The 26,449-nt window shown below is 48.8% G+C and carries 28 protein-coding genes and 3 pseudogenes; 25 read left to right on the top strand and 6 right to left on the bottom strand.

The window, feature by feature from the left end; all coding sequences use genetic code 11:
• The 13 genes and pseudogenes from FQ015_RS13990 to FQ015_RS24235 form a co-directional block, all read left to right on the top strand.
• Positions 1-492: type IV secretion protein Rhs (locus tag FQ015_RS13990; protein WP_160524186.1), on the top strand; the 492-nt coding region annotated here is incomplete at its 5' end.
• 12 nt (positions 493-504) lie between these two features.
• The gene (locus FQ015_RS13985; protein WP_160524185.1) at positions 505-1,269 is read left to right on the top strand and encodes a DUF4123 domain-containing protein; all 765 of its coding nucleotides are present in this window, start codon (positions 505-507) and stop codon (positions 1,267-1,269) included.
• Positions 1,270-1,706: 437 nt separating this feature from the next.
• The gene (locus FQ015_RS13980; protein ID WP_237427042.1) at positions 1,707-2,216 is read left to right on the top strand and encodes a DUF3304 domain-containing protein; all 510 of its coding nucleotides are present in this window, start codon (positions 1,707-1,709) and stop codon (positions 2,214-2,216) included.
• A gap of 13 nt (positions 2,217-2,229) precedes the next feature.
• Entirely contained in the window at positions 2,230-2,478 is a 249-nt protein-coding gene (locus FQ015_RS24245) for a DUF3304 domain-containing protein (RefSeq protein WP_237427041.1), read from the top strand.
• Entirely contained in the window at positions 2,465-2,788 is a 324-nt protein-coding gene (locus tag FQ015_RS24240) for a DUF3304 domain-containing protein (protein ID WP_237427040.1), read from the top strand. The genes FQ015_RS24245 and FQ015_RS24240 overlap by 14 nt, the downstream gene beginning before the upstream one ends.
• 14 nt (positions 2,789-2,802) lie before the next feature.
• Positions 2,803-3,327, top strand: a complete 525-nt coding sequence (locus tag FQ015_RS13970) for a DUF3304 domain-containing protein (RefSeq protein ID WP_100733943.1) — start codon at positions 2,803-2,805, stop codon at positions 3,325-3,327.
• Entirely contained in the window at positions 3,312-3,863 is a 552-nt protein-coding gene (locus tag FQ015_RS13965; protein ID WP_237427039.1) for a DUF3304 domain-containing protein, read from the top strand. The genes FQ015_RS13970 and FQ015_RS13965 overlap by 16 nt, the downstream gene beginning before the upstream one ends.
• Positions 3,848-4,390, top strand: a complete 543-nt coding sequence (locus tag FQ015_RS13960) for a DUF3304 domain-containing protein (RefSeq protein WP_039021140.1) — start codon at positions 3,848-3,850, stop codon at positions 4,388-4,390. The genes FQ015_RS13965 and FQ015_RS13960 overlap by 16 nt, the downstream gene beginning before the upstream one ends.
• The gene (locus tag FQ015_RS13955; RefSeq protein ID WP_160524184.1) at positions 4,375-6,468 is read left to right on the top strand and encodes a T6SS phospholipase effector Tle1-like catalytic domain-containing protein; all 2,094 of its coding nucleotides are present in this window, start codon (positions 4,375-4,377) and stop codon (positions 6,466-6,468) included. The genes FQ015_RS13960 and FQ015_RS13955 overlap by 16 nt, the downstream gene beginning before the upstream one ends.
• A gap of 257 nt (positions 6,469-6,725) precedes the next feature.
• Positions 6,726-7,603, top strand: a pseudogene (locus tag FQ015_RS13950) (ISAs1 family transposase).
• 114 nt (positions 7,604-7,717) lie between these two features.
• The gene (locus FQ015_RS13945; RefSeq protein WP_160524183.1) at positions 7,718-8,221 is read left to right on the top strand and encodes a hypothetical protein; all 504 of its coding nucleotides are present in this window, start codon (positions 7,718-7,720) and stop codon (positions 8,219-8,221) included.
• A gap of 90 nt (positions 8,222-8,311) precedes the next feature.
• Positions 8,312-8,800, top strand: coding sequence for an integrating conjugative element protein (locus tag FQ015_RS13940; protein WP_160524182.1), 489 nt, complete (start codon positions 8,312-8,314; stop codon positions 8,798-8,800).
• 25 nt (positions 8,801-8,825) lie between these two features.
• Positions 8,826-9,020, top strand: a pseudogene (locus tag FQ015_RS24235) (ISAs1 family transposase); the annotation flags it as partial.
• Between the two features lie 51 nt (positions 9,021-9,071).
• Here the strand turns inward: FQ015_RS24235 and yafV are convergent.
• Positions 9,072-9,842: a 2-oxoglutaramate amidase gene (gene yafV / locus FQ015_RS13935; RefSeq protein ID WP_160524181.1), complete on the bottom strand. Its 771-nt coding sequence runs from the start codon at positions 9,840-9,842 to the stop codon at positions 9,072-9,074.
• Between the two features lie 180 nt (positions 9,843-10,022).
• On the opposite strand from yafV, the gene ivy reads away from it, so the two are divergent.
• Entirely contained in the window at positions 10,023-10,469 is a 447-nt protein-coding gene (gene ivy, locus FQ015_RS13930) for an Ivy family C-type lysozyme inhibitor (RefSeq protein ID WP_001308392.1), read from the top strand.
• A 42-nt stretch (positions 10,470-10,511) separates the two neighbouring features.
• Here the strand turns inward: ivy and fadE are convergent, their stop codons facing one another.
• Positions 10,512-12,956 carry an acyl-CoA dehydrogenase FadE gene (fadE, locus tag FQ015_RS13925; protein ID WP_000973094.1) on the bottom strand — a complete coding sequence of 815 codons (2,445 nt, stop codon included), beginning with the start codon at positions 12,954-12,956 and terminating at the stop codon, positions 10,512-10,514.
• Positions 12,957-13,194: 238 nt separating this feature from the next.
• Between fadE and lpcA the strand changes: the two genes are divergently transcribed.
• Together lpcA and FQ015_RS13915 are read left to right on the top strand one after the other, a co-directional pair.
• Complete coding sequence (gene lpcA / locus FQ015_RS13920) at positions 13,195-13,773, top strand: D-sedoheptulose 7-phosphate isomerase (protein WP_001353440.1); 579 nt, start codon at positions 13,195-13,197, stop codon at positions 13,771-13,773.
• 121 nt (positions 13,774-13,894) lie between these two features.
• Complete coding sequence (locus FQ015_RS13915; RefSeq protein ID WP_001355142.1) at positions 13,895-14,662, top strand: class II glutamine amidotransferase; 768 nt, start codon at positions 13,895-13,897, stop codon at positions 14,660-14,662.
• Here FQ015_RS13915 and dpaA read toward each other — a convergent pair.
• Positions 14,633-15,373, bottom strand: a complete 741-nt coding sequence (gene dpaA / locus FQ015_RS13910) for a peptidoglycan meso-diaminopimelic acid protein amidase (RefSeq protein ID WP_001225681.1) — start codon at positions 15,371-15,373, stop codon at positions 14,633-14,635. The two genes, FQ015_RS13915 and dpaA, sit on opposite strands and share 30 nt — an antisense overlap.
• 300 nt (positions 15,374-15,673) lie before the next feature.
• On the opposite strand from dpaA, the gene FQ015_RS13905 reads away from it, so the two are divergent.
• Positions 15,674-16,423 (top strand): C40 family peptidase, encoded by a 750-nt coding sequence (locus FQ015_RS13905; protein WP_039021145.1) that lies wholly within the window; start codon positions 15,674-15,676, stop codon positions 16,421-16,423.
• Between the two features lie 176 nt (positions 16,424-16,599).
• Positions 16,600-17,097, top strand: coding sequence for an REP-associated tyrosine transposase RayT (gene rayT / locus FQ015_RS13900; protein ID WP_039021146.1), 498 nt, complete (start codon positions 16,600-16,602; stop codon positions 17,095-17,097).
• 116 nt (positions 17,098-17,213) lie between these two features.
• Here the strand turns inward: rayT and FQ015_RS13895 are convergent.
• Positions 17,214-18,932 (bottom strand): annotated as a pseudogene (locus FQ015_RS13895) (flagellar biosynthesis protein FlhA); the annotation flags it as partial.
• Here FQ015_RS13895 and lafU point away from each other — a divergent pair.
• The 6 genes from lafU to FQ015_RS13865 all read left to right on the top strand — a co-directional run bounded on the left by lafU (position 18,898) and on the right by FQ015_RS13865 (position 23,913).
• Positions 18,898-19,683 carry a putative lateral flagellar export/assembly protein LafU gene (lafU, locus tag FQ015_RS13890; RefSeq protein WP_160524179.1) on the top strand — a complete coding sequence of 262 codons (786 nt, stop codon included), beginning with the start codon at positions 18,898-18,900 and terminating at the stop codon, positions 19,681-19,683. The pseudogene FQ015_RS13895 and the gene lafU overlap by 35 nt on opposite strands.
• Positions 19,684-19,753: 70 nt before the next feature.
• Positions 19,754-20,809 carry a DNA polymerase IV gene (gene dinB / locus FQ015_RS13885; RefSeq protein ID WP_001226156.1) on the top strand — a complete coding sequence of 352 codons (1,056 nt, stop codon included), beginning with the start codon at positions 19,754-19,756 and terminating at the stop codon, positions 20,807-20,809.
• Positions 20,806-21,258: a GNAT family N-acetyltransferase gene (locus FQ015_RS13880; RefSeq protein ID WP_072039613.1), complete on the top strand. Its 453-nt coding sequence runs from the start codon at positions 20,806-20,808 to the stop codon at positions 21,256-21,258. Before dinB ends, FQ015_RS13880 begins: the two co-directional genes overlap by 4 nt.
• Before the next feature lie 317 nt (positions 21,259-21,575).
• The gene (locus FQ015_RS13875) at positions 21,576-22,715 is read left to right on the top strand and encodes an RNA ligase RtcB family protein (protein ID WP_039021148.1); all 1,140 of its coding nucleotides are present in this window, start codon (positions 21,576-21,578) and stop codon (positions 22,713-22,715) included.
• Positions 22,712-23,326 carry a peptide chain release factor H gene (prfH, locus tag FQ015_RS13870; RefSeq protein ID WP_039021149.1) on the top strand — a complete coding sequence of 205 codons (615 nt, stop codon included), beginning with the start codon at positions 22,712-22,714 and terminating at the stop codon, positions 23,324-23,326. Before FQ015_RS13875 ends, prfH begins: the two co-directional genes overlap by 4 nt.
• Positions 23,327-23,388: 62 nt before the next feature.
• On the top strand, positions 23,389-23,913 hold the full coding sequence (locus FQ015_RS13865; RefSeq protein ID WP_000469798.1) for a metal-dependent hydrolase: 525 nt from the start codon (positions 23,389-23,391) through the stop codon (positions 23,911-23,913).
• An 8-nt stretch (positions 23,914-23,921) separates the two neighbouring features.
• Here the strand turns inward: FQ015_RS13865 and FQ015_RS13860 are convergent, their stop codons facing one another.
• Both FQ015_RS13860 and pepD read right to left on the bottom strand, forming a co-directional pair.
• On the bottom strand, positions 23,922-24,203 hold the full coding sequence (locus FQ015_RS13860) for a hypothetical protein (protein WP_000106440.1): 282 nt from the start codon (positions 24,201-24,203) through the stop codon (positions 23,922-23,924).
• Positions 24,204-24,211: 8 nt separating this feature from the next.
• Positions 24,212-25,669 carry a cytosol nonspecific dipeptidase gene (gene pepD / locus FQ015_RS13855; RefSeq protein WP_001293012.1) on the bottom strand — a complete coding sequence of 486 codons (1,458 nt, stop codon included), beginning with the start codon at positions 25,667-25,669 and terminating at the stop codon, positions 24,212-24,214.
• 260 nt (positions 25,670-25,929) lie between these two features.
• Here pepD and gpt point away from each other — a divergent pair, with 260 nt between their 5' ends.
• On the top strand, positions 25,930-26,388 hold the full coding sequence (gene gpt / locus FQ015_RS13850) for a xanthine phosphoribosyltransferase (RefSeq protein ID WP_001291990.1): 459 nt from the start codon (positions 25,930-25,932) through the stop codon (positions 26,386-26,388).
• Positions 26,389-26,449: the final 61 nt, after the last annotated feature.

The following is a 26,449-nucleotide window of genomic DNA, read 5'->3' as shown; positions in this document are numbered from 1 at the left end:
GGTCTGTACGTCAGAAACGACCGTAAAGTGACGGTGGAAGGGAAGCAGGAGCATAAGACGACGGGGAACCATGTCAGTCTGGTGGAGGGGAAACACAGCCTGGTGGTGAAGGGGGACCTGGCGAGGAAGATTAGCGGTGCGCTGGGAATGAAGGTCCGGGATGAAATTGTACTGGAGAGTGGCGGTAAAATCACCATGAAAGTGGGTGGTTCGTTTGTGGTCATCCATTCAGGGGGCGTGGACATCGTCGGGCCGAAAATCAATCTCAATAGCGGCGGTAGTCCGGGAGCGCCGGTGCCGGCGCTGCAACCGGCGGTTCTGAAAGCGCTGGCAGATGATAAAAGTTTAGCGGCTGAGAAAAATGATAGTAATGCATCGTCCGATCAGAATGATAACAACGATGAGGGTGAGGAAGCGCCAGAAAAATCGGTGTGTAAGGAGTGCCTGAAAAGGGCGCAAGAAGCCGCCGCCGCTTTTGCGCCTCGTGGATAAGGGAGAATGACAATGATAACAGTATCGCCACACGCTAGCGATCAAGACAAATATATTATCTGGCTGAAGCAGGCTGAATCATTCTGTTCTGCCGCTGGTATGGATTACATAGATGTGCTTGTTGACCAGGCTGGAACCGACCAACCTTTGCAAAATGAGATGCTTCATTTGTCGCCAGCTATTCACTGGTATGCCCTCTTTGAAGGAACGCCTGAAGCAGAGACGATGGAGTATTCCCCTGTAGTGTTACGCCTGTACTTTGCGCTCAGTAGCCATCGCAAATGTCTGGCACAACTGATGGCGTCATTTGCTGATACGCCTCGTCTTACTTTGTTGATATCCCCTCTTACATTCGACCTGCTGGGTCGGCATCTTCAGGTATTGTCACAGGTTCAGTGGGAAGAACAGACCGGATTGCTGCGTTACTATGATAATCGGGTGTTCCCTTTACTGTTCACACATGTTTTGAACAACGAGCAGCAGGCGACATTTACTGATATTGCGTTGTTCTGGAGCTGGTTAGACCGTGATGGAGAGATTAACTGGAAATCAGGAAGTTTTTCACCAGAACGCAGGCTTACTGACAACCCGGAGATGAATCGGGTGGATGATGTACAGGTGGGATTGATGGGATGTATCTGCGACGCTGAAGCCCTGATGAAGGAGAAAGCAGTCATTGAAATCAGTCAGGAAAGCTATTTTTCGCACTGTCTTGATATTGCTATCAGGGCCAATGACGCGGGATATTTCGGGGCTTTGCGGGACTTCGAGGGATAATATTGTGGTGATGTACAGGGGTATACATAAAATCATTCAAGTTGCATCAAGGCGGCAAGCAAGCGAATCCCCAGGAACGTACATAAGTACGTGACTGGGGGAATGAACGTAGCCAACGCAGAGGCAGCTTGAAGGATGATGTGTATATTTATCTTTTTAAAAGTCCGTAGCTGTTAATATCAAGAGATAATCGTAAAATAAGCGGAAAATCAAGCCCGACATGTAATGGTAGTATCCATCATGTTGCATTTGTGTTCGATCGTAATGTCAGTTCACTTGGCTGCAATATATTTTGCGTAATATCATCAATGCTCTGTCGATATTCCAATGTGTGACAATCAAAAGATATGCATTTTATTTGCTTCTTTGTCAAAACTTTGTTGTCGTAGAAATAACACCCATCAATTAAAATCTCTCAAAGTAAAAGAACCAGCAACATGTCCAGCAAAATAAGGAAAAGTATCAGTATGAGAGCGATTTTCAAATGTTATTCTCTAATGATTTTATTTGCAGTATCAGGCTGTTCAATGGCGAGAAATAGCGGTGATTACACTGCTGGAGATATTAACGGGATAAACCATACGAATAAGGCTATAAATTATTTACACATCAATGGTTACGGTGGTCCAAATATTGCTCCATTCGGGGACGGTGGAGGATATTGTTGTGTTATGTTGCCAGATAAGTGGCATTCTGGATTAAAAGCCCGGGTTGAGTGGGAGGTTGATCCAAATACAGCTCCTCTGCCTCCAGGTTATGTGGACAGGGAGAAATTTGAAGAATGGAAGAAAGTTGCGCTAAACAGTTTTAGAAAATATTCAACAATTGTTGATATCCCGGAATACGGCGCTGAACGTTGTGGCATGACCGTTCATTTTCTGCCATGCCAACCGTCTGCGAGGGTTATGGCACACCGAATTATCCCATCAAAGAACCCCGCGAGATGAAGGAACCAGCAACATGTCCATCAAAATAAGGAAAAGTATAAGTATGAGAGCGATTTTCAAATGTTATTCTCTAATGATTTTATTTGTGCTATCAGGCTGTTCAATGGCGAAAAATAGCGGTGATTACACTGCTGGAGATATTAAAGGTATGAACCATACCGATGTTGCTATTAATTATTTCAGTATCAATGGCTATGGCGGGCCAAATATAGTTCCGTTCGGGGAGCGGGGGGGGGTATTGTTGCATTATGCTGCCAGATAAGTGGCGTGTGGGATTAATGGCCCGGATTGAGTGGGAAGTAGACCCGAACCCCCTTGAACCTATTGCAATGAAAAAAGAAGGTTTTGGCTATGAAGAAGATGCTTATGCTAAACATGCTGCAAATTATCAAAAATATAAAGTAATTGTTGACATCCCGGAATACGGTGCTGAACGTTGTGGCATGACCGTTCATTTTCTGCCATGCAATCAGATAAAAGTGACAACCGTCTGCCAGGGGTATGGTACACCAAATTATCCCATCAAAGAACCCCGCGAGATGAAGGAACCTGCAACATGTCCAGAAAAATAAGAAAAAGTATAAGTATGAGAGCGATTTTCAAATGTTATTCTCTAATTGTTTTATTTGTTGTATCAGGCTGTTCAATGGCGAAAAATAGCGGTGATTACACTGCTGTGGATATTAACGGGATAAATCATACGGATAAGGCTATAAATTATATACACATCAATGGTTACGGCGGACCAAATATTGGTCCATTCGGGGACGGTGGAGGATATTGTTGCGTTATGCTGCCAGATAAGTGGCATTCTGGATTAAAAGCCCGGGTCGAGTGGGAGGTTGATCCAAATACAGCTCCTCTGCCTCCAGGCTATAAGGACAGGGAGAAATTTGAAGCATGGAAGAAAGTTGCGCTAAACAGTTTTAGAAAATATTCAACAATTGTTGATATCCCGGAATATGATGCTGAGCTTTGTGGCCTGACGATTCATTTTCTAACGTGTAATCAGATTAAAGTGACAACCGTCTGCCAGAAATATGGTACACCAAATTATCCCATCAAAGAACCCCGCGAGATGAAGGAACCAGCAACATGTCCATCAAAATAAGGAAAAGTATAAGTATGAGAGCGATTTTCAAATGTTATTCTCTAATGATTTTATTTGCAGTATCAGGCTGTTCAATGGCGAGAAATAGCGGTGATTACACTGCTGGAGATATTAACGGGATAAACCATACGAATAAGGCTATAAATTATTTACACATCAATGGTTATGGTGGGCCAAATATTTCTCCATTCGGGGACGGTGGAGGATATTGTTGTGTTATGTTGCCAGATAAGTGGCATTCTGGATTAAAAGCCCGGATTGAGTGGGAGGTGGACCCTGAACCATATGCAATCTTACCCCCTTTGGGAACTGATGAGTATAGGGCAGCATATGTAGAACATAAAGCTAATTATCAAAAGCATACCGCAATTGTTGATATCCCGGAATACGGTGCTGAGCGTTGTGGCATGACCGTTCATTTTCTGCCATGCAATCAGATAAAAGTGACAACCGTCTGCCAGGGGTATGGTACACCGAATTATCCCATCAAAGAACCCCGTGAGATGAAGGAACCAGCAACATGTCCAGCAAAATAAGAAATGGAATGAATATAACAAAAGTAGTTAAAGGCTGTCTGGTATTAATTTTGATGGTGATTTCGGGTTGTTCAGCAGCTAATTACGACGATTATACTGCAGGTGATCTCCGGGCAATAAATCATATTAAAGGTATCAGTATTAATTGGTTCACCGTAAATGGTTATCGGGTCCATGGTTTGGGCGGTGGATATTGCTGCATAATGTTACCAGAGAAGTGGCATTCTGGATTAAAAGCCCGGATCGAGTGGGAAGTAGACCCGAACCCCCTTGAACCTATTGCAATGAAAAAAGAAGGTTTTGGCTATGAAGAAGATGCTTATGCTAAACATGCTGCAAATTATCAAAAATATAAAGTAATTGTTGATATCCCGGAATACGGCGCTGAACGTTGTGGCCTGACCGTTCATTTTCTGCCGTGTAATCAGATTAAAGTGACAACCGTCTGCGAGGGCTATGGCACACCGAATTATCCTATCAAAGAACCCCGCGAGATGAAGGAACCTGCAACATGTCCAGCAAAATAAGTGGTCTGGCTTTTCCGTGTTATGCCCCCCCGGTGTTCCCTGAAGATGGGCGATTAATATTATCTGAAGCGCAGGTAAACGCGAACTACCTAAAACAAATCAATAAAACAGAAGAGCACAAAACCAACTGTAGTAAACAGGCTGGATTTAGAATTGGCTTTACGTGTAATCAAAGTCTGCATATTAGTCTGTTTTTTGATGGTACAAATAATAATGAATATAATGACACTCCTGGACACCCAACCAATATTGCCAAACTGTTTCATACGACCTATCAGAACGCAGAAGAACAGGGATATTTTAACTACTATATACCGGGTGTAGGCACACCATTTCCCAAGATAGGTGAAATGGATTACAGCAACAGCGGGCTGGAGTTCGCTACTGGTGGTGAAGATCGAATTAATTGGGCATTATTACGCCTCGTGGATGCCCTGAGCTATTCCATTGACCCTTCCCATAAGCGACTGGATGATAATGTGGCAAAAGAGCACATTCCTCTTATGCGCGCTCCCTGGCCTATGACTGGTGAAGTGAATCGTCGCAATGTGATTAACCCCTACCTGGAAAAATTACAGGGACTGTTAGAGCAAGCCAGTCCGCGCCTGCTAAACGTAAAGCTGTTTATCTACGGATTTTCCCGTGGCGCAGCGGAAGCACGAACTTTTGTTAACTGGTTGACTCAGTTAGCTTGCCCGCAGAGGCAACAGGTGATGCTGGCCGGGTTACCTGTCAGTATTGAGTTTTTGGGGCTGCTGGATACCGTAGCTTCTGTGGGGGCGGCGCATGTTTTACCGGGCGCAGCCGGTCATATGGGATGGGCCGATAGTACTCAGCAACTCCCTGATGAGACGCAGTTTCCCGGCCTGATTAAATGCTGCCGCCACTTCGTCGCTGCGCATGAACAGCGGTTGTGCTTTCCGCTGGATTCAATCCGTCGTCCTGAAGGCAATTATCCTTTATATGCAGAGGAAGTTATCTATCCGGGGATGCACTCTGATGTCGGTGGTGGCTATCCCGTTCGCGATCAGGGGAAGTCCTGTGGTGACTCAGGCGAAATTCTTTCTCAGATAGCCCTGCATGATATGTATCTTGCTGCATTTGATTCAGGAGCACCACTTTCTGTTTATTCTAAATTTGTTACTCCATTAATAAAAGGTGTGTCGCCTCTGCGAATTATGAGTCCTTCTAGCGTAAAGGAATTTACGATTGCTAATTCATTAACAAAACGCTTCAACATCTGGCGACAAACGCTGCTGAACACCACCTTGCAGGGTACAGAAGAAATGATTGATACGAGGGAAGGTTATCACCCCTATCAACTTGCCCAGGTTCTTGAAAGCGCAATTAGCGATCAGATCGGCTGGATCACCGCCTGGCGTATTGGTCGCTATGCGAACAACAGCCTTCTTGTGCAACCTTTTTATATTAAGGCGCCACAGCTGGATAAAGATGGACTTGATAAAGAGGCCCAAGCGCGCGAAGAACAAATGGAAAATATCGAAAAAGAGCGGGCGAACAAGCAGAAAGGCAATGGCACACTTGATGAAAGTAATCAGGGCATACCTATCCTTGACCCGACGAACGCTCAGTACCAGTTGCGAGAGGCAGCCCGAGAATTTCAGAGCGATTATAAAGGATGGACGCGCGATATTAACGGCAGCGTCACGGAGAGAGCCATTCAGATTCTTGTGGATGTCATTCATAAATATCCGGTGTATCTGATTAATGGCGATGATGAAGCAAAAGAATATCAGCAAATTAAGGCTATGGGAGACGGACTCTATCCACAATTTTTTATTGATTCACTGGGAACGGGAACGCGTACTCAGCCCTGTGCTGAATTACTGGCTCTCTATGATGACCAGGTTCACGACTCCCGCGCCTGGTTTATGCAAAGTTCGCTGGGTGGACGCGAACCCTGGGGCGGTTATTTTCGCTACCGCATGATTTACTTCGGTGATGAGGCTAATAAAGAGCTGAAGCTAATCTCTGCAGATGGCAAAGTTGTTGGCGATCAGCCCACATCCAACCGGGTCATTTATTGGATGGAATCGAAAACGGTGAGCCGAGGTTAAGTTTATAAGATTGATGGGTTGGAGACCGGGCAAATGTAGACATGTAGTGCCTAATCACCCCAGTTCAAACCCATCCGCATCCCGCCATGCCGGAAACTTCACACTGTACTCCCAGGGAAAAATCACGTAATGCTGCTTTTTTTGTACTAAATAATTCGCATTTTATGTTCAATAATTGAGGTGTTCCTTATTACCTAAAGCTGTTTTTCATTGCTTATACATGATCAAATACTCATTGCATAATTAAGGGGGACAAAATGGAACTTAAAAAATTGATGGAACATATTTCTATTATCCCCGATTACAGGCAAGCCTGGAAAGTGGAACATAAATTGCCAGATATTCTATCTGTTAACTATTTGCGCCGTTATTTCTGGTGCATAAGGCTGGGAAGATATAGAGGATTTGGGGAAACACATCCCGATTTTTTGAAGTGATATGGTGATTTTGAAAATGGTATTCCTGTTCACGATATCATTGCCAGAGTTGTATCCTGTATCAGTCCTGCAAAATTTCATGAGTGCTTTATTAACTGGATGCGTGACTGCCATTCCTCAGATGATAAAGATGTCATTGCAATTGATGGAAAAACGCTTCGGCACTCTTATGACAAGAGTCGCCGCAAGGGAGCGATTTATGTCATTAAAATCCGTCTTCATATTATTTGCGATGTCCCTGATGAATTTATTTATTTTACGTTTGAATGGAAAGGGCTGAAGAAATTATGCATGGCAGTCTCATTTCGCTCAATAATAGCAGAACAAAAGAAAAATCCCGAAATGACGGTCAGATATTTTAGCATTTCTGCTGATTTAACCGCAGAGAAGTTCGCCACAGCGAACCGAAATCACTGGCAAGTGGAGAATAAATTGCACTAGCATCTGGACGTGGTAATGAATAAAGACGACTTCAAAATAAGAAGAGGAAATGCAGCAGAATTATTTTCAGGGATACGGAACATCGCTATTAATATTTCAAAGAAAGATAAGATACTCAAGGCAGGGGCAAGATGTAAGATGTGAAAGCTGCTACGGACAGAGACTACCTCGCGTCAGTCCTTGCGGAGACGGGTTTTCGTAATCTTGCTCTGCAAGGGATGATAAAAAGTGCAACTTTATTCCACGCAGCTATTTAGACAGCGTACAGTAAACAAACGAAAGTTGTTATTTCAATAGTCAGGGCAAGAGCATGAAGTGTTTACTACACACTATGCTCTTGTCCTGGAGTCAGGTCTTGTTTGGAGGGATAAATGGTAGATATTGTCGAGGCCGATAAAACGGATATTTATTTCATTCAGGAGAGTATTTATGGCAAAATCGGGTTGCCAGCTTTTGGTAATACAATAGGACCATCCGCACAGCAAGTTGTTAAAAAGGTATTCGCTGTCGTTAAAGAACGAGATAAGACACATGCAAAACAGAGATTATTGTTGGAATATAATGGTAACAAACTCTGGATGAATGCTATTGATGGCAGTGAAGCTATCCTACCAACAGAATTTTCTAAGCAATACGAACTTTCATTATTCAATACTACTAATTTTGGAGAAGATCCTTTTCCTGATGTTAATTTATATAATAATATGAAATCAAGTTTTTTTGTAAGGTTTGGTGGAACATCCCATCCCGAGGTTTGGGCTATTTATAATGCAAGTACGAAAGAGGTTAAATATATAGAAACTGCAAGAGAAATTGATAAAATATTCAGTGATTTTAACTTGAGTGGTACATTGCCAATTCACATTGGTCAATGATTTTTTAAATTTTATGATTAAATAATTGAACATTAATGATGATTTGTAGCATCATTATTCTATAACATGAATAAACGGATTGAATGTGTTATGTTAAAAATGAGTTTATACGTAATAATATTGTTATTTTCCTTTCAGATTAGTGCAGCCATTACTAGCAAGGAAAGTGAGGTTGTTTCACCATTATTAATGGATGTTAATTCTTCACTAACAATAGAAAATATTTCTGAATTATCCACATCATCGGAACCATCGCAACAGGGGGTATTTCCTGTAATATGTACTCGACTTCATCCTGGTTCCGTAATGAAACGCCAGTTATTAACCGGCTGGGGGCCTGTTTTTATAATTGGTGATGATCCTTTTTCTCTGCGCTGGATGAGTGAACATCTGGAGATCCTTAAATCGCTAAATGCCCTTGGTTTGGTTGTTAATGTTGAATCAGTAGAACGAATGGAGGTATTACAGCAGCGGGCTGATGGGTTATTGTTATTGCCAGTTATCTGCGATAATTTCGTGCAAACTCTGCAATTAAATGCTTATCCGGTATTAATCACAGAGATGGAAATATCACAATGATTAATAACATAATTACTGCAAATAATATCGTAATTTTGAAAATGGTAATCCTGTTCACGGCACCATAATTAGAGTTATGTCTTGTATCCGTTCAGTATAATTTCACGAATGCTTTATTAACTGGATGCGAGATTGCCATTCATCAAATGATAAAGACGTCATCGTAATTGATGGAAAAGCGCTTCCACACTCCTATGATAAAAGCGGTCGCAGGAGAGCGGGCTTTCGTAGTCTTACCCCAACTCTCCCCGGCCCTAAACACAACCCCCACTCACCACAACCTAAACTCATCCGCATCCCGCCATGCCGGAAACTTTTCGCGATATTCCCTTAACACCGCCATCGACAGCTCCGCATCAATGCGCGTTGCCTGATGCGCGTCGGCGGTGGCGATAATCTCGCCCTGTGGATTAATCACCCGGCTGTCACCGCGATAATGGCAGCCGTTGCCATCGCTGCCGACGCGATTACATCCCGCCACATACGCCTGGTTTTCAATGGCACGGGCTGTCAGCAATGCCTGCCAGTGCAGAGAGCGCGGTGCAGGCCAGTTGGCAACGTAGATGGCGAGGTCATAATCGTTGAGATTGCGCGACCACACCGGAAAACGCAGGTCGTAGCACACCAGCGGCAAAATACGCCAGCCGCGCCATTCCACAATCACTCGCGCATTGCCCGCTTTATAATGCAGATGCTCATCTGCCATTCGGAACAGATGACGCTTATCATAAAAATGTACCGTGCCGCCCGGCTCAACCAGCAAAAAGCGGTTAACCGTACCAGACTCCGTTTGTAATGCAACACTGCCTGCAATCAGCGCATTGCACTGCTGCGCTTTAGCTGTCATCCAGTTCACTACGTCATCTTGTGCTAGCGACGAAGCTGCCGCTTCCATGGCAAAGCCGCTGGTAAACATCTCCGGTAGAACGATCACATCGCGCCCGGTAATACCTTCCAGTTGACGATCAAAATGGCGCAGGTTGGCAAGACCATCCATCCACACCAGTGGTTGCTGCAAAAGCGTAATCTTCAAACCAGGCACGGTGTACAACTCCTTTATGCGAAGGGTTTTATAACTTTAACACCTTATCAGGCAGTTGCCTTAGCGCAGAATAAATTGATAACAAATGCTGATATTGGAAATATCTGATTTGCAAATTATCGTGTTATCGCCAGGCTTTAGGAGGTTAATAACATGGGCAGGATAAGCTCGGGAGGAATGATGTTTAAGGCAATAACGACAGTCGCCGCACTGGTCATCGCCACCAGTGCAATGGCGCAGGATGATTTAACCATTAGCAGCCTGGCAAAGGGCGAAACCACCAAAGCTGCATTTAATCAGATGGTACAAGGGCATAAGCTGCCAGCCTGGGTGATGAAAGGCGGTACTTATACCCCCGCACAAACCGTGACATTGGGGGATGAGACGTATCAGGTGATGAGCGCGTGCAAACCGCATGACTGTGGCTCGCAACGTATCGCTGTGATGTGGTCCGAGAAATCTAATCAGATGACGGGGCTGTTCTCGACCATTGATGAGAAAACCTCGCAAGAGAAACTCACCTGGTTGAATGTGAATGATGCGCTTTCGATTGATGGTAAAACGGTGCTATTCGCGGCGTTGACCGGCAGCCTGGAAAACCATCCGGATGGCTTTAATTTTAAATAATTAGCGGATAAAGAAACGGAGCCTTTCGGCTCCGTTATTCAATTACGCGGCTTCAACTTTCCGCACTTTCTCCGGCAACTTTACCGGCTTCGTCGCCAGCTCTTCCGGATCAAAGTCATCAACGTTAATGCTGCGCAGACGGCTTTCTTCAGCTTTCACCAGAATAGCAGCTTCATCTTTATCAATCAGCCCCTTCGCCAGTGCGTTGTGCGCCAGTTCATCCAGACGGGTAAATGGCAGGTTTTTACCCAGCTCTTTACAGATCCGCTGATGAATTGGGTCGGCGGCAATCACATCCACCAGCGCCTCTTCCAGTAAACCAACCGGGTTATGCTCGCTCGGGGTCAGGTACTGACCGCGACCAATACGTGAACGGGTGGCGTTCGGCACTTGTAAAATCTTCGCCACCTTATGATCCAGCTTGTCAGACGGTGCCAGATAATGACGTCCGGTCGGGAAGATCACCACATTCAGCAGCCCGGCAACCACGCGGTTCGGGAAGTTTTGCAGTAAATCGTCCATCGCCTGCTCTGCCTGATACAGCGCATCCTGTACGCCCCAGTGCACCAGCGGCAAGTCGGCTTCATTACGGCCTTCGTCGTCATAACGCTTCAGAACGGCAGAGGCGAGGTAAAGCTGGCTTAAAATATCCCCCAGACGTGCCGAGATGCGTTCGCGACGTTTCAGGCTGCCGCCCAGCACAGCCATCGAGACATCAGAAAGCAGGGCGAGGTTGGCGCTCAGGCGGTTCAGGTGCTGATAGTAGCGTTTAGTGGCATCGCCGGTTGGCGTGCTGCTGGTTAAACCGCGCGTCAGGCCCAGCCAGAAGCTGCGAACTTTGTTGCTACCGACGTGACCGATATGTTTGAACAGCAGTTTATCGAACGCGTTTACGTCATTGTTCTTCGCCGCTTCCATCTCTTCCAGCACGTACGGATGGCAACGAATCGCCCCCTGACCGAAGATCATCATGCTACGGGTCAGAATGTTGGCCCCTTCAACGGTGATGGCAATCGGTGCGCCCTGGTAAGCTCGTGCCAGGAAGTTGCTCTGACCGAGCATAATGCCTTTACCCCCAGTGATATCCATCGCATCAATAATCGACTGCTGCCCACGGTGGGTGCAGTGATATTTGACGATAGCCGACAGCACGGCAGGTTTTTCGCCGAGCATAATGCCGTAGGTAATCAGCGATGCCGCAGCATCCATCACGTAGGCATTACCGGCAATACGTGCCAGCGGCTCTTCAATCCCTTCCATCTTACCGATAGAGATTTTGAACTGACGGCGAATGTGCGCATACGCGCCCGTTGCCAGCGCCACCGACTTCACGCCGCCGGTTGAGTTGGAAGGTAGGGTGATGCCGCGGCCCACGGAGAGACACTCCACCAGCATCCGCCAGCCTTGCCCGGCCATTTTTGGTCCGCCGATAATGTAGTCGATCGGTACGAAGACATCTTTGCCGCGCGTCGGCCCGTTCTGGAACGGTACGTTCAGCGGGAAGTGGCGACGACCAATTTCCACGCCTGGCGTGGTGGTCGGGATAAGTGCACAGGTAATGCCTAAATCTTCTGCGCCACCCAGCAGTTTTTCCGGGTCGGAAAGTTTAAACGCCAGCCCAAGCACGGTCGCAATTGGCGCGAGCGTAATGTAGCGTTTGTTCCAGGTCAGTCGCATCCCCAGCACCTGCTGGCCCTGCCACTCGCCCATGCAGACAATCCCGGTATCCGGAATCGCGCCCGCATCGGAACCAGCTTCCGGGCTGGTCAGTGCAAAGCAAGGGATCTCCTGACCACGCGCCAGACGCGGCAGATAGTGATTTTTCTGCTCGTCAGTGCCGTAATGTTGCAGCAACTCGCCCGGGCCTAATGAGTTCGGCACGCCGACGGTAATCGCCAGGATCCCGCTCACGCCGGAGAGTTTTTGCAGCACACGAGATTGGGCATAAGCCGAGAACTCCAGCCCGCCGTACTCTTTTTTGATGATCATCGCGAAGAAGCGATGCTCTTTAAGGTACGCCCACAGCTCCGGCGGCAAATCAGCCAGCTCATGAGTAATCTGGAAATCATTCGCCATCCGGCAGGCTTCTTCTACCGGGCCGTCGAGAAACGCTTGCTCTTCTGCGGTCAGGCGCGGCTGCGGATAGTTATGCAGCTTTTTCCAGTCCGGCTTACCCTGGAACAAGTCGCCTTCCCACCAGGTAGTGCCTGCATCAATCGCTTCTTTTTCAGTGCGTGACATCGGTGGCATCACCTTACGGAATCCACGAAATACCGGCGCAGAAATCATCGACTTACGCATAGGCGCAAAGTTAAACGGTACGAGGATAATGGCCAGAGGCACCAGTACCCACGCCGACCACAGACCAGCGACGCCGAGGGCGGCTGTCCAGGCGAGCAAAATCAGACTGCTGATAAATAAGCTCACGCGGTGATAGAACAACGCGCCGAGCAGGACAACCGTAGCGAGAATACTCAAAATCATCATAACGAAAAGCCCTTACTTGTAGGAGGTCTGACCACTTGTGATGATATGGTTGTAGTGGATGTAAAAACATTTAGCAATGTGTTTACAATATAATTACAACAAAGCTCACATTGTTGCTGTTTTTATCCGCACTTCAGGTCAAAAAGTCCTGGTCATCGCACCTGCCCGTACTTCTCGCTTTTGGCGGTATCCGGTACACTGCATTTTGTCTATTACATTTATGCTGAAGGATATCCTCATGTACCAGGATCTTATTCGTAACGAACTGAACGAAGCGGCGGAAACGCTGGCTAACTTTTTAAAAGATGACGCCAATATTCACGCCATTCAGCGCGCGGCGGTCCTGTTAGCAGATAGCTTTAAAGCCGGTGGTAAGGTGCTTTCCTGCGGTAATGGCGGTTCCCATTGCGACGCCATGCACTTTGCCGAAGAGTTGACGGGGCGCTACCGTGAAAACCGTCCGGGCTATCCGGCGATTGCCATTTCTGACGTTAGTCATATTTCCTGCGTCGGTAACGATTTCGGTTTCAATGATATTTTCTCCCGTTACGTTGAAGCGGTAGGTCGCGAAGGCGATGTACTGCTGGGGATCTCCACCTCTGGTAACTCTGCAAACGTGATCAAAGCGATCGCAGCGGCGCGTGAGAAGGGGATGAAAGTGATCACCCTGACCGGTAAAGACGGCGGCAAAATGGCTGGCACGGCGGATATCGAAATTCGCGTTCCGCACTTTGGTTATGCCGACCGCATTCAGGAGATTCACATTAAAGTGATCCATATCCTGATCCAGTTAATTGAAAAAGAGATGGCTAAGTAAGGGCTTTTCTCCCTCTCCCTTTCAGGGAGAGGGCCGGGGTGAGGGTAATAGCCTGCACCTTATTACTTTTTAATCAATCTTCGCCGGGGGCCATGCGCTCCCGCTGTTGTGGAGGTTACCGATGTGCGAATTGCTCGGGATGAGCGCTAACGTCCCTACCGATATCTGCTTTAGTTTCACCGGTCTGGTGCAGCGTGGTGGTGGAACCGGGCCACATAAAGATGGCTGGGGCATTACCTTTTACGAAGGTAAAGGCTGTCGCACATTTAAAGATCCGCAACCCAGCTTTAATTCCCCTATCGCCAAACTGGTCCAGGACTATCCAATCAAATCCTGCTCGGTAATTGCTCATATTCGCCAGGCTAATCGGGGCGAGGTGGCGCTGGAAAATACTCACCCATTTACCCGCGAGTTATGGGGGCGTAACTGGACTTATGCCCATAACGGACAACTGACGGGCTACAAATCACTGGAAACCGGCAACTTCCGCCCGGTAGGCGAAACCGACAGCGAAAAAGCCTTCTGCTGGCTCCTACATAAATTAACGCAGCGTTACCCGCGCACACCGGGTAACATGGCGGCGGTATTTAAATATATCGCCTCACTGGCGGATGAACTGCGGCAGAAGGGCGTTTTCAACATGCTGCTTTCGGATGGGCGCTATGTAATGGCGTATTGCTCGACTAATTTACACTGGATCACCCGCCGCGCGCCGTTTGGCGTGGCAACGTTGCTGGATCAGGATGTGGAAATCGACTTCAGCTCGCAGACCACACCGAATGATGTGGTCACGGTGATTGCAACACAGCCGCTGACGGGCAATGAAACCTGGCAAAAGATTATGCCAGGCGAATGGCGCTTATTTTGCCTCGGGGAGCGTGTAGTTTGATGCCAGCTGTGGTTGCACCACTTCATGGCTCAACGGCTTGCTGACGACGTAACGGCCATTGACCACAGAAACGGTCGGTGGCTTACGGGTCTGTTCAAAGTAGTCGTAGCCCGGCTTCAGTTGCTCCCAGAAGTCCTTAAAGTTGGAATATTTATGGCGCTGCATGTTGGCGTCGGTCATGCGGAACGGGTAAATACTCACTTGCACGCTTGGCTGACCAAATACCAGCGCACCAGTAACGAACTGGAAGATCTCATCAATACCCTGATTGGTCATTGCGTAGCAGCCGATGGAAACACAATCGCCGTGGATCATCAGGTATTTCCCTTCATAACCATGCGCACGATCATAGGCATTGGGGAAACCAATATTAATCGCTTTGTAGTAACGGCTGTCTGGTTTTAACTGATTACGCTGGACGCTATAAAACCCTTCCGGGCTTTTGAAATCGCCCTGACGCTGTTTAGGCCCTAAGCCGCCGGAATATTTACAGATTTTATAACTATCGAGCAGTTGATATTGCTCACCCATTTTGACGTAGAGATCGAGGGTGCGCTCTTCCTTGAAGATCTGGATGTAGACAGGGGAGCCCATCAACTGCTGCTTATACTCTTTGCTCACTGGCGTGGTCGAGCTACTGCTGCCCAGCAAACCGGCAAACGAAACGCACGGGATCAACAACATCGCAAGAATTAATGCGATTTTACGCATACTGCTTATTCCTTGATAAAACGGTTACACACGCCAGGACGGCAAAATGGATCCCAAATCGGAATAGTCTGGATTTGGAAGGCTCACATTATCACCAAAAGAGTTTTACGCAAGCCTGTCGGCGCAGGGTTTACAAATTTAGCACAAGGGCAGTTTTCATTAGTCCGAAAAGCGCATGTATCATTTATTTCCTAAGATTATGAAACCTCAATAGTAATATGCAAATAAGCAATTAATAATCCCGTTTACTCCTCCGGTCTTTTAAAATTCTCACCTTCATTCAGCCGGTTTATGTCCTTCATGTCTTCGTTCTTGCTCGGCAGATTTCTGCATCCAGGCGTGTTTTCGTTATGCGTTTTGCTCCCTTTACTCGCCAGCGCCACCACATCACATATCTCTTTCAGCTACGCCGCCCGCCAGCGGATGCAAAACCGTGCGCGTTTATTAAAACAGTACCAAATTCATCTGAAAAAGCAGGCCAGCTATATTGTGGAAGGCAATGCCGAAAGCAGAAGGGCACTGCGGCAACACAACCGCGAACAGATAAAACAGCATCCTGAATGGTTCCCTGCACCGTTGAAGTTGAGCGATAAACATTGGCAGGCGCTGGCGGAAAACAACCATTTCTTAAGCAGCGACCATCTGCATAACATCACCGAAGTAGCGATTCACCGTCTGGAGCAGCAGCTTGGTAAGCCTTACGTCTGGGGCGGCACGCGGCCTGATAAAGGCTTCGACTGTAGCGGTTTGGTTTTTTATGCCTACAACAAGATCCTCGAGGCGAAACTCCCGCGCACGGCTAATGAGATGTATCACTACCATCGGGCAACGATTGTGGCGAATAACGACCTGCGCCGGGGAGATTTGCTGTTTTTCCATATTCACAGCCGCGAGATAGCCGATCATATGGGGGTGTATCTGGGAGACGGTCAGTTTATCGAGTCACCACGTACCGGCGAAACCATTCGGATAAGCCGGTTAGCTGAACCTTTCTGGCAGGATCATTTTTTAGGCGCGCGGCGGATTTTGACGGAAGAGACGATTTTGTAGGGCGGATAAGGCGTGTACGCCGCATCCGGCGGTTATGCGCCGATGCCTGATGCGACGCTGGCGCGTCTTATCATGCCTACGAGTTTGCGAATATTTTGCGAGCCGCTTTCCCGATATAACACACCCTCATTGTCGACTTTTCCTTTTCTTCTTACCGTTGAGAAAAAGGAGTCGCTATGTCTGAATATCGTCGTTTTTATATAAAGGGGGGAACATGGTTTTTCACGGTAAATTTACGGAATCGTCGAAGCCAACTTTTGACCGCTCAGTTACAGATGCTCCGTAACGCCATTATTAACGTTAAGCGAGACAGGCCTTTTGAAATTAACGCCTGGGTCGTTTTGCCGGAGCATATGCACTGTATCTGGACATTACCCGAAAGCGATGATGATTTTTCCTCGCGCTGGCGGGAGATTAAAAAGCAATTCACCCATGCGTGCGGATTGAAAAATATCTGGCAACCGCGTTTTTGGGAGCATGCCATCCGCAACACCAAAGATTATCGCCATCATGTTGATTATATTTATATAAATCCAGTAAAACATGGCTGGGTAAAGCAGGTGAGTGATTGGCCATTCTCAACGTTCCATCGTGATGTCGCGCGAGGGCTATATCCCATCGATTGGGCGGGAGACGTAGCGGATTTTAGTGCCGGGGAGCGTATCATTTTATAACGGTGCGCTGGTGCCGGATGCGTTTACGCTTATCCGGCCTACAACTCTGTGCTTTAACAGTAGGCCGGATAAGGCGTTCACGCCGCATCCGGCGGTTGTGCGCCGGTGCCGGATACCTACATCAACGCCCCCATAATCTTCAACTCCAGCTCGTCCGGCACTTCGTTATACGACAGCACATGCAGCCCCGGCGCAAACAACCTTGCATAGCGCGCCAGCAACGGGCGCAGCTGCGGCGGCACCAGCAGCACCGGGTCTTTACCTGCGGCTTTCATCTGCTCCTTCACCTGCGGCATCGTGTTCTGGAACTGGTTGAGCATATTCGGGTCCACCGGCACGCTATCGAGCATCACTTTGCCGGCCTGTTGCGCCTGATTCACCACATTGGTCAGCAGATTTTCCAGCTCATTATTCAGCGTATACACCGCCAGCTCCTGCTTGCGAACGAACGGATGGGTAATGCTCCGCCGCAGTGCCAGGCGCACATCGGCCGCCAGCAGAATATGATCTTTGGTGACGGTGCTACTGGCGACCAGCACGGTGGCGATGGTGACGATATCGCGCAGGGAAACGCCTTCAGTCAGCAGTGCCCGGTACACTTTCAGCAACTGGCTGTAATTCAGCGCCGCGCTCAAATCCTCCGCCAGGCGCGGTGCCATCGACGACAAACGGTTATGCAGCTGAGTAATATCGTCATAGTTAAACAAATCAGGAATATAGCTGCGCACAATCTTATTCACATGCGTGGCAATTACGCTGGCGCTGTCGATCACCTGATACCCCATATTCAGCGCCTTCGCTTTCTGCGCGGGCTGGATCCAGGTTACCGGCATCCCGTACGCCGGGTCGTTCCCCAGCACGCCGTCAATCTCACCGTAGGTTTCACTGGAGGGCAGGGCCATCAGTTTATCCGCCGGAATATCCGCTTCATCAGCCTTAATGCCGTTGATGAAAATGGCGTACTGGCTGGGCTTGAGGCGGAAGTTTTCCCGAATGCGGATCTCCGGCAGCAGCACGCCGTTGCCGTCGGAAATCACCTGCCGCACGCCGCGAATACGCTGGGTGAGCGGGTTGCCCTGCGCTTTATCCACCAGCGCCACCAGTTTGTAACCGAGGCTTAAACTAATGGGCTCGATCAGCGGAATGGTTTCCCAACTGACCTGTTGCTCGCTGGTTTCAGTGATTGTGCGGGTCAGCGTTTCGAGGCTTTTCTCTTCCGCCTCCGCCGCCTGCGGGCGTTTGCTCATTCGCCAGCCGGTAAAGCCAAGCAAGGCGCTGAACATCAGGAACGGGAAGTGCGGCATTCCCGGCACCACCGCCAGCACGAACATAATCCCGGTGGCGGTGTAGAGCACCGACGGGCTTGCCAGCAGCTGGTGGCGCACATCATGGGCGATATCGCCGTTGTCGCTGACGCGGGTGACGATAATCGCCGCCGCGGTGGAGAGCAGCAGGGAAGGGATCTGCGCCACCAGGCCGTCACCGATGGTCATCAGCACATACTGCTGGAAGGCGGCATCGGCGCTCAGGTTGTATTTGAAGATCCCGATACAAACGCCGCCAATCAGGTTGATCGCCAGAATCATCATCCCGGCGATGGCATCCCCGCGCACAAACTTCGATGCCCCGTCCATCGCGCCGTAGAAATCGGCCTCGCTGGCAACATCTTTGCGGCGGGTTTGCGCCTGCGCCTGGTTGATCAACCCGGCGTTAAGATCGGCGTCAATCGCCATCTGTTTGCCGGGCATCGCGTCCAGGGTAAAGCGGGCAGAAACCTCAGAAATACGCTCGGCCCCTTTGGTGACGACGATAAAGTTGATAGTGAACAGCGTCAGTAAATCCGAGCGTGAAAGCATTATCGCCGCGCTGCACGGGCAGTCGATTTTCAATGGCGGCGGGCTGTCGCCGTTAAATAAAATCAGCCCGACGCATCCGCTGAAACCTGCCACCGTGGCGGTGCCGGAAGAGACGGAGAAAAAAGCGCGTGACGTCAACGAGAAAACGGCGCTACTGAAGAAGAAGTCCGCCACTGAGCTTGGCGAGCTGGCGACCAGTATCAACACCATCGCCCGTGATGCGCATATGGAAGCGAATCTGGAGATGGAGATTGTCCCGCAGGGATTGCGCGTGCTAATTAAAGACGACCAGAACCGCAATATGTTTGAACGCGGCAGCGCGAAGATTATGCCGTTCTTTAAAACGCTGCTGGTGGAGCTCGCGCCGGTATTCGACTCGCTCGATAACAAAATTATTATTACCGGGCATACCGATGCGATGGCCTATAAAAGCAATATCTACAACAACTGGAACCTTTCGGGTGACCGCGCGCTCTCGGCCCGTCGGGTGCTGGAAGACGCCGGAATGCCGGAAGATAAAGTGATGCAGGTAAGCGCGATGGCGGACCAGATGCTGCTGGACGCCAAAAATCCGCAAAGCGCGGGCAATCGGCGCATTGAGATTATGGTGCTGACCAAAAGCGCGTCCGATACGTTGTATCAATATTTTGGTCAGCATGGCGATAAAGTGGTGCAGCCGCTGGTGCAAAAGCTGGATAAGCAGCAGGTGCTTTCGCAACGAACGCGTTAAATGCTGAATCTTTACGCATTTCTCAAACCCTGAAATCACTGTATACTTTACCAGTGTTGAGAGGTGAGCAATGCGTAAAATCATTCATGTGGATATGGACTGCTTTTTCGCCGCGGTGGAGATGCGCGACAATCCCGCCCTGCGCGATATCCCTATTGCTATTGGCGGCAGCCGCGAACGCCGGGGGGTGATCAGCACCGCCAATTATCCCGCGCGTAAATTTGGCGTGCGTAGCGCCATGCCAACCGGCATGGCGCTCAAACTGTGTCCGCATCTCACCTTGCTTCCAGGGCGCTTTGACGCCTACAAAGAAGCGTCAAATCATATCCGCGAAATCTTCTCTCGCTACACATCGCGTATTGAGCCGCTGTCGCTGGATGAAGCTTATCTCGACGTCACCGACAGCGTACATTGCCACGGTTCTGCGACCCTTATTGCTCAGGAAATCCGTCAGACGATTTTCAACGAGCTGCAACTTACCGCCTCTGCGGGCATTGCGCCGGTAAAGTTTCTTGCCAAAATCGCCTCTGATATGAATAAACCCAACGGACAGTTTGTGATTACGCCGGCGGACGTCCCGGCATTTCTGCAAACCTTACCGCTGGCAAAAATTCCCGGTGTCGGCAAAGTCTCGGCGGCAAAACTGGAAGCGATGGGGCTGCGGACCTGCGGCGATGTACAAAAGTGTGATCTGGTGACGTTGCTTAAACGCTTTGGCAAATTTGGCCGCATTTTATGGGAGCGTAGTCAGGGCATTGACGAGCGCGACGTTAACAGCGAAAGGTTGCGAAAATCCGTCGGTGTAGAACGCACGATGGCGGAAGATATTCATCATTGGTCTGAATGTGAAGCGATTATCGAGCGGTTGTATCCGGAACTTGAACGCCGTCTGGCAAAGGTAAAACCTGATTTGCTGATTGCCCGCCAGGGGGTGAAATTAAAGTTCGACGATTTTCAGCAAACCACTCAGGAACACGTCTGGCCGCGGCTGAATAAAGCTGACTTGATCGCCACTGCGCGTAAAACCTGGGATGAACGCCGTGGCGGGCGCGGTGTGCGGCTGGTGGGGCTGCATGTGACGTTGCTGGATCCGCAAATGGAAAGACAACTGGTGCTGGGATTATGAATAACATACAAATAAGAAACTATCAGCCTTGCGATTTTCAGCAACTATGCGCTATTTTCATTAGAGCGGTTACGATGACCGCCAGTCAGCATTATTTACCACAACAAATTGCCGCCTGGGCGCAGATTGACGAATCTCGCTGGAAAGATAAACTCGCGAAATCACAAGTGCGGGTTGCAGTCATTAATGCACAATCGGTTGGTTTTATTTCCCGCATTGAACATTATATCGATATGTTATTTGTTGACCCTGAATATACCCGCCGTGGGGTTGCCAGCGCTTTGTTAAAACCATTGATTAAGTCTGAATCCGAACTAACGGTAGATGCCAGCATAACCGCAAAACCCTTTTTTGAACGTTATGGTTTTCAGACAGTTAAGCAGCAGCGCGTTGAATGCCGGGGAGCGTGGTTTACTAATTTTCATATGCGATATAAACCGCAACACTAAATCCAGCTTGCAATGAAAATAACGCCCGCCTAATATGTGCGCGTTTTCTTATTCCACAAACTGCAAGGAGGTAAATCATGAAAAATCCTTTATCAATGACTCTTTGCAGACCTTTCCAGGATTAATTCTTTTTTTCTTGCCCTGGATTCGTCTGCCATTTCCTGATTTTTATATTTATATACTCTAAATAATTCGAGTTGCAGGAAGGCGACAAGCGAGTGAATCCCCAGGAGCTTACTAAAGTAAGTGACTGGGGTGAACGAACGCAGTCGCAGTACATGCAACTTGAAGTATGACGAGTATAAATGGAATGATACATGGGCAAATATATTCGTCCCTTATCCGATGCGGTATTTACCATCGCATCTGATGACCTGTGGATCGAGAGTTCAGCGATCCAACAATTACACACCTCGGCAAATTTACCCGACATGCAACGCGTAGTAGGGATGCCAGATTTACACCCCGGACGCGGCTATCCGATTGGCGCAGCGTTCTTCTCCGTAGGCCGTTTTTACCCGGCACTGGTCGGCAATGATATCGGCTGCGGCATGGCGCTATGGCAAACAGATATTCTCGCGCGTAAATACAACGCCGATAAGTTTGAAAAGCGATTATCTGCGCTGGATGACGTTGCTGAAGAAAGCTGGCTGGAGGAAAACCTGCCGTCAGCGTTTGCACAGCATCCGTGGCGCTGCGCGCTTGGCTCTATCGGTGGCGGTAACCACTTTGCAGAACTGCAACAGATTGATCAAATCATCGACGCGGAACTGTTTGCACTGTCAGGTCTGGATGCGCAGCATCTGCAACTGCTGGTCCATAGCGGCTCGCGTGGTTTAGGGCAGTCTATTTTACAGCGGCATATTGCCTCGTTTTCGCATCATGGTTTGCCTGAAGGCAGTGACGACGCGCTAAGTTATATTGCGGAACATGATGATGCGCTGGCGTTTGCGCGTATTAATCGCCAGCTGATCGCTTTGCGCATAATGCAACAAGTTAAGGCCAACGGAAATTCGGTTCTGGATGTGGCGCATAACTTTGTTAGCGCATGTCGAATCGGCGATCAACAAGGATGGTTACACCGTAAAGGGGCTACGCCGGATGACAACGGTCTGGTGATTATTCCCGGTTCACGCGGTGATTACTCCTGGCTGGTTCAGCCCGTCAGGAGTGAGGAAACATTGCATTCGCTGGCGCATGGGGCTGGGCGTAAATGGGGGCGCACCGAGTGTAAAGGGCGTCTGGCAGCGAAATACACAGCGACGCAGCTCTCACGTACTGAACTTGGCAGCCGGGTAATTTGTCGCGATAAACAACTCATCTTTGAAGAAGCGCCACAAGCTTATAAATCGGCTGAAAGCGTGGTGCAATGTCTGGTGCAGGCTGGGTTAATTATTCCTGTCGCGCGACTGCGTCCGGTGCTAACGCTCAAAAACAGTGGAGGGAAAAAAGGATGATCTTGCTGCAACTCTCCTCAGCTCAGGGGCCGGAAGAATGTTGTCTCGCAGTGAAAAAGGCACTGGACAGGCTGATTAAAGAAGCTGCCCGACAAGACGTCGCGGTAACGGTGCTGGAAACAGAAACGGGTCGCTACTCTGACACACTGCGTTCGGCGTTGGTTTCACTTGATGGCGACAACGCATGGGCACTAAGCGAAAGCTGGTGTGGCACTATCCAGTGGATTTGTCCGAGTCCGTATCGCCCTCATCATGGGCGCAAAAACTGGTTTCTGGGCATTGGGCGTTTTACTGCAGATGAGCAGGAGCAATCCGATGCGATCCATTATGAGACGCTGCGTTCGTCGGGGCCGGGCGGTCAACATGTCAATAAAACCGACTCGGCTGTGCGCGCCACGCATCTGGCATCCGGTATTAGTGTGAAGGTTCAGTCAGAGCGCAGTCAGCATGCTAACAAGCGACTGGCGCGATTACTGATTGCCTGGAAGCTGGAACAACAGCAACAGGAAAATAGTGCGGCGCTGAAATCGCAGCGGCGAATGTTCCATCACCAGATTGAACGTGGCAACCCGCGACGGACGTTTACAGGGATGGCTTTTATCGCTGTGTAATTGAGGAATGTCACCCGCCGTTTTCTTCGTGAAAGCGGCGGGCAAAAATGAAAGGATTCGTCATGTTTATCGGTCATCTTCCGGCTGGATATTTAATAACTTGTACTTTAGTGAAACGCCTACCGCTGATTTCTCGTCATGCGCGGTGGGCGATGGTTATTGGCTTAGTCGGGGCCGTTGCACCCGATTTTGATCTCTTCTGGTGTTATCTGGTGGATAACGGGCAACGACATCATCATCTTTACCCGTCTCATTGGCCATTATTATGGTTTGCTCTGCTGGCGGCGACATTAGTCTGGGCCGCAATTGCGAAGAATAAACTTCCGGCGTGGTTGGGCGTGGTGTTTTGCCTGAATAGTATCGCGCATTTATTACTCGATACGCTGGTCGGTGATATCTGGTGGTTGATGCCTTTCGTTAACCAGCCATTTGCATTCTTTCATATTACAGCGGTACATCATCCGTGGTGGCTCAATTTTTTATTACACTGGTCTTTTTTACTGGAACTGGCATTAGTAGCTGCCGCCATTGCCATGTGGTGCAGGCGTAATGCTAAAATGGTAAATGTAAAACGCGTGAAAAAATGATTCTGACTTTAAGCGGCGTAACATGTTTCCTGGGGAAATTCTCCCGTGGCTAAGTATGTTTTCCTGACTTTGCCCCAGGCTCTGAACATATAAAAATTCTGCTTTTCACCCTTAAGTTCTTTCACGGATTCCAGCGCAAAACTTTCTTTGGTGATCAGAAATTCTCCCCATGAAATATGGTCGCAGCTATATAAATATGCGACCTTTTCATGAGTTTCATAATGTTTTGTTATTTCGATATAGATAGCCATTGGCTTCAAACAGTAGTCCACGCCCGCAGGCGTGGACATTATTGTAATTACTTCGCCGGAATTTCTTTCAGCAGTTCAGTCAGTAGTGTCCAGTAATGACCTACGCTTTCGATGTGAACCTGCTCATCCGGAGAGTGCGGACCGGTGATGGTTGGCCCGATAGAAACCATGTCCATTTCCGGATACGGTTTTTTGAACAGACCACATTCCAGGCCCGCGTGAATAATCTGGATGTTCGGCGTCTTGTTGAACAGGCGCTGATAGGTTTCACGTACCAGATGCATCACCGGAGAATTAGCGTCCGGCTGCCAGCCAGGATATGCGCCTTTCGCTTCGGTTTTCGCGCCAGCCAGTTTACCCAGCGAATCCAGCATGCTCACCACGTAGTCTTTACCGCTGTCGATCAGAGAACGGATCAGACAGTGAATTTCTACGTTATTGTCAGTCATGGTCACTACACCGACGTTCAGGGAGGTTTCGACCACACCTTTTGCCACGTCGGAGTTGCGGATCACACCATTCGGGGTGGCGTTCAGCAGACGAATAAAGGTATCGCGAGATTTCGCAATCAGGGCAGCTTTATCGTTCGCAACAGAGTCCAGCAACAAGGCCAGATTTTTCTCTTTCTCTGCCAGCTCGTTTTTCAGGATGTCCTGATAGGTATTCACCAGCGTTTTCAGGGCGTCGACTTTATCAGCTGCGACAGCAATGGTCGCAAAGGCTTCACGCGGGATGGCGTTACGCAGTGTGCCGCCGTTGAAATCGATAAGACGCAGGTCCAGTTCTTCTGCATGTCCCGCCAGGAAGCGCACCAGCAGTTTGTTGGCATTACCCAGGCCAACGTGGATTTCACCGCCGGAGTGACCGCCTTTCAGACCTTTTAAGGTTAACTTGAAGGTTTCAAAACCAGCTGGAACCGCTTCACGATCTAAATGCAGGTTGGAGGTGAAGTCGATACCCCCCGCACAACCCATGTAGATTTCACCTTCTTCTTCGGAGTCGGTGTTAATCAGAATGTCAGCCTGCAACCAGTTGCTCTGTAAGCCGAACGCCCCGTCCATACCGGCTTCTTCGGTCATGGTTAGCAGCACTTCCAGCGGGCCGTGAACCACGTTTTCGTCAGCCAGAACCGCCAGTGCAGAGGCCATACCAATGCCGTTATCCGCGCCCAGCGTGGTACCGCGCGCTTTAACCCATTCGCCATCAATATAAGGCTGGATAGGATCTTTAGTGAAATCGTGCACGGTATCGTTATTTTTCTGCGGCACCATATCGAGGTGGGCCTGCAAGACGACTGGTTTACGATTTTCCATACCTGCGGTAGCAGGTTTACGAATCAGGATATTACCCACCTGATCGCGTTCGACATGGAAACCTTTCTCTTTTGCCCAACCAACAATGTATTCAGCGAGTTGCTCTTCATGATAGGACGGGTGAGGAATAGAACAGATTTTGGCAAAAATATCCCACAGCGGCTGTGGAGATAATTGAGACAGTTCAGACACGTTAAGTCTCCTTGTCGATCACCCGCAAAACAGTATTGCAGGTCACAGGGTTAGCAGAAAATGTTGTCAACACAAGACAGGCTTGCGAGATATGTTTGAGAATACCACTTTATCCCGCGTCAGGGAGAGGCTGTGCGTAAAAAGACGCGGACTCATGTGAAATACTGGTTTTTAGTGCGTCAGATCTCTATAATCTCGCGCAACCTATTTTCCCCTCGAACACTTTTTAAGCCGTAGATAAACAGGCTGGGACACTTCACATGAGCGAAAAATACATCGTCACCTGGGACATGTTGCAGATCCATGCACGTAAACTCGCAAGCCGACTGATGCCTTCTGAACAATGGAAAGGCATTATTGCCGTAAGCCGTGGCGGTCTGGTACCGGGTGCGTTACTGGCGCGTGAACTGGGTATTCGTCATGTCGATACCGTTTGTATTTCCAGCTACGATCACGACAACCAGCGCGAGCTTAAAGTGCTGAAACGCGCAGAAGGCGATGGCGAAGGCTTCATCGTTATTGATGATCTGGTGGATACCGGCGGTACTGCGGTTGCGATTCGTGAAATGTATCCAAAAGCGCACTTTGTCACCATCTTCGCTAAACCGGCAGGTCGTCCGCTGGTTGATGATTATGTTGTTGATATCCCACAAGATACCTGGATTGAACAACCGTGGGATATGGGCGTCGTATTCGTCCCGCCAATCTCCGGTCGCTAATCTTTTCAACGCCTGGCACTGCCGGGCGTTGTTCTTTTTAACTTCAGGCAGGTTACAATAG

Source organism: Escherichia sp. HH26CH, from assembly GCF_009820205.1.
GTDB lineage: Bacteria > Pseudomonadota > Gammaproteobacteria > Enterobacterales > Enterobacteriaceae > Escherichia > Escherichia coli_F.
This window is presented reverse-complemented; position numbering and strand designations above follow the sequence as displayed.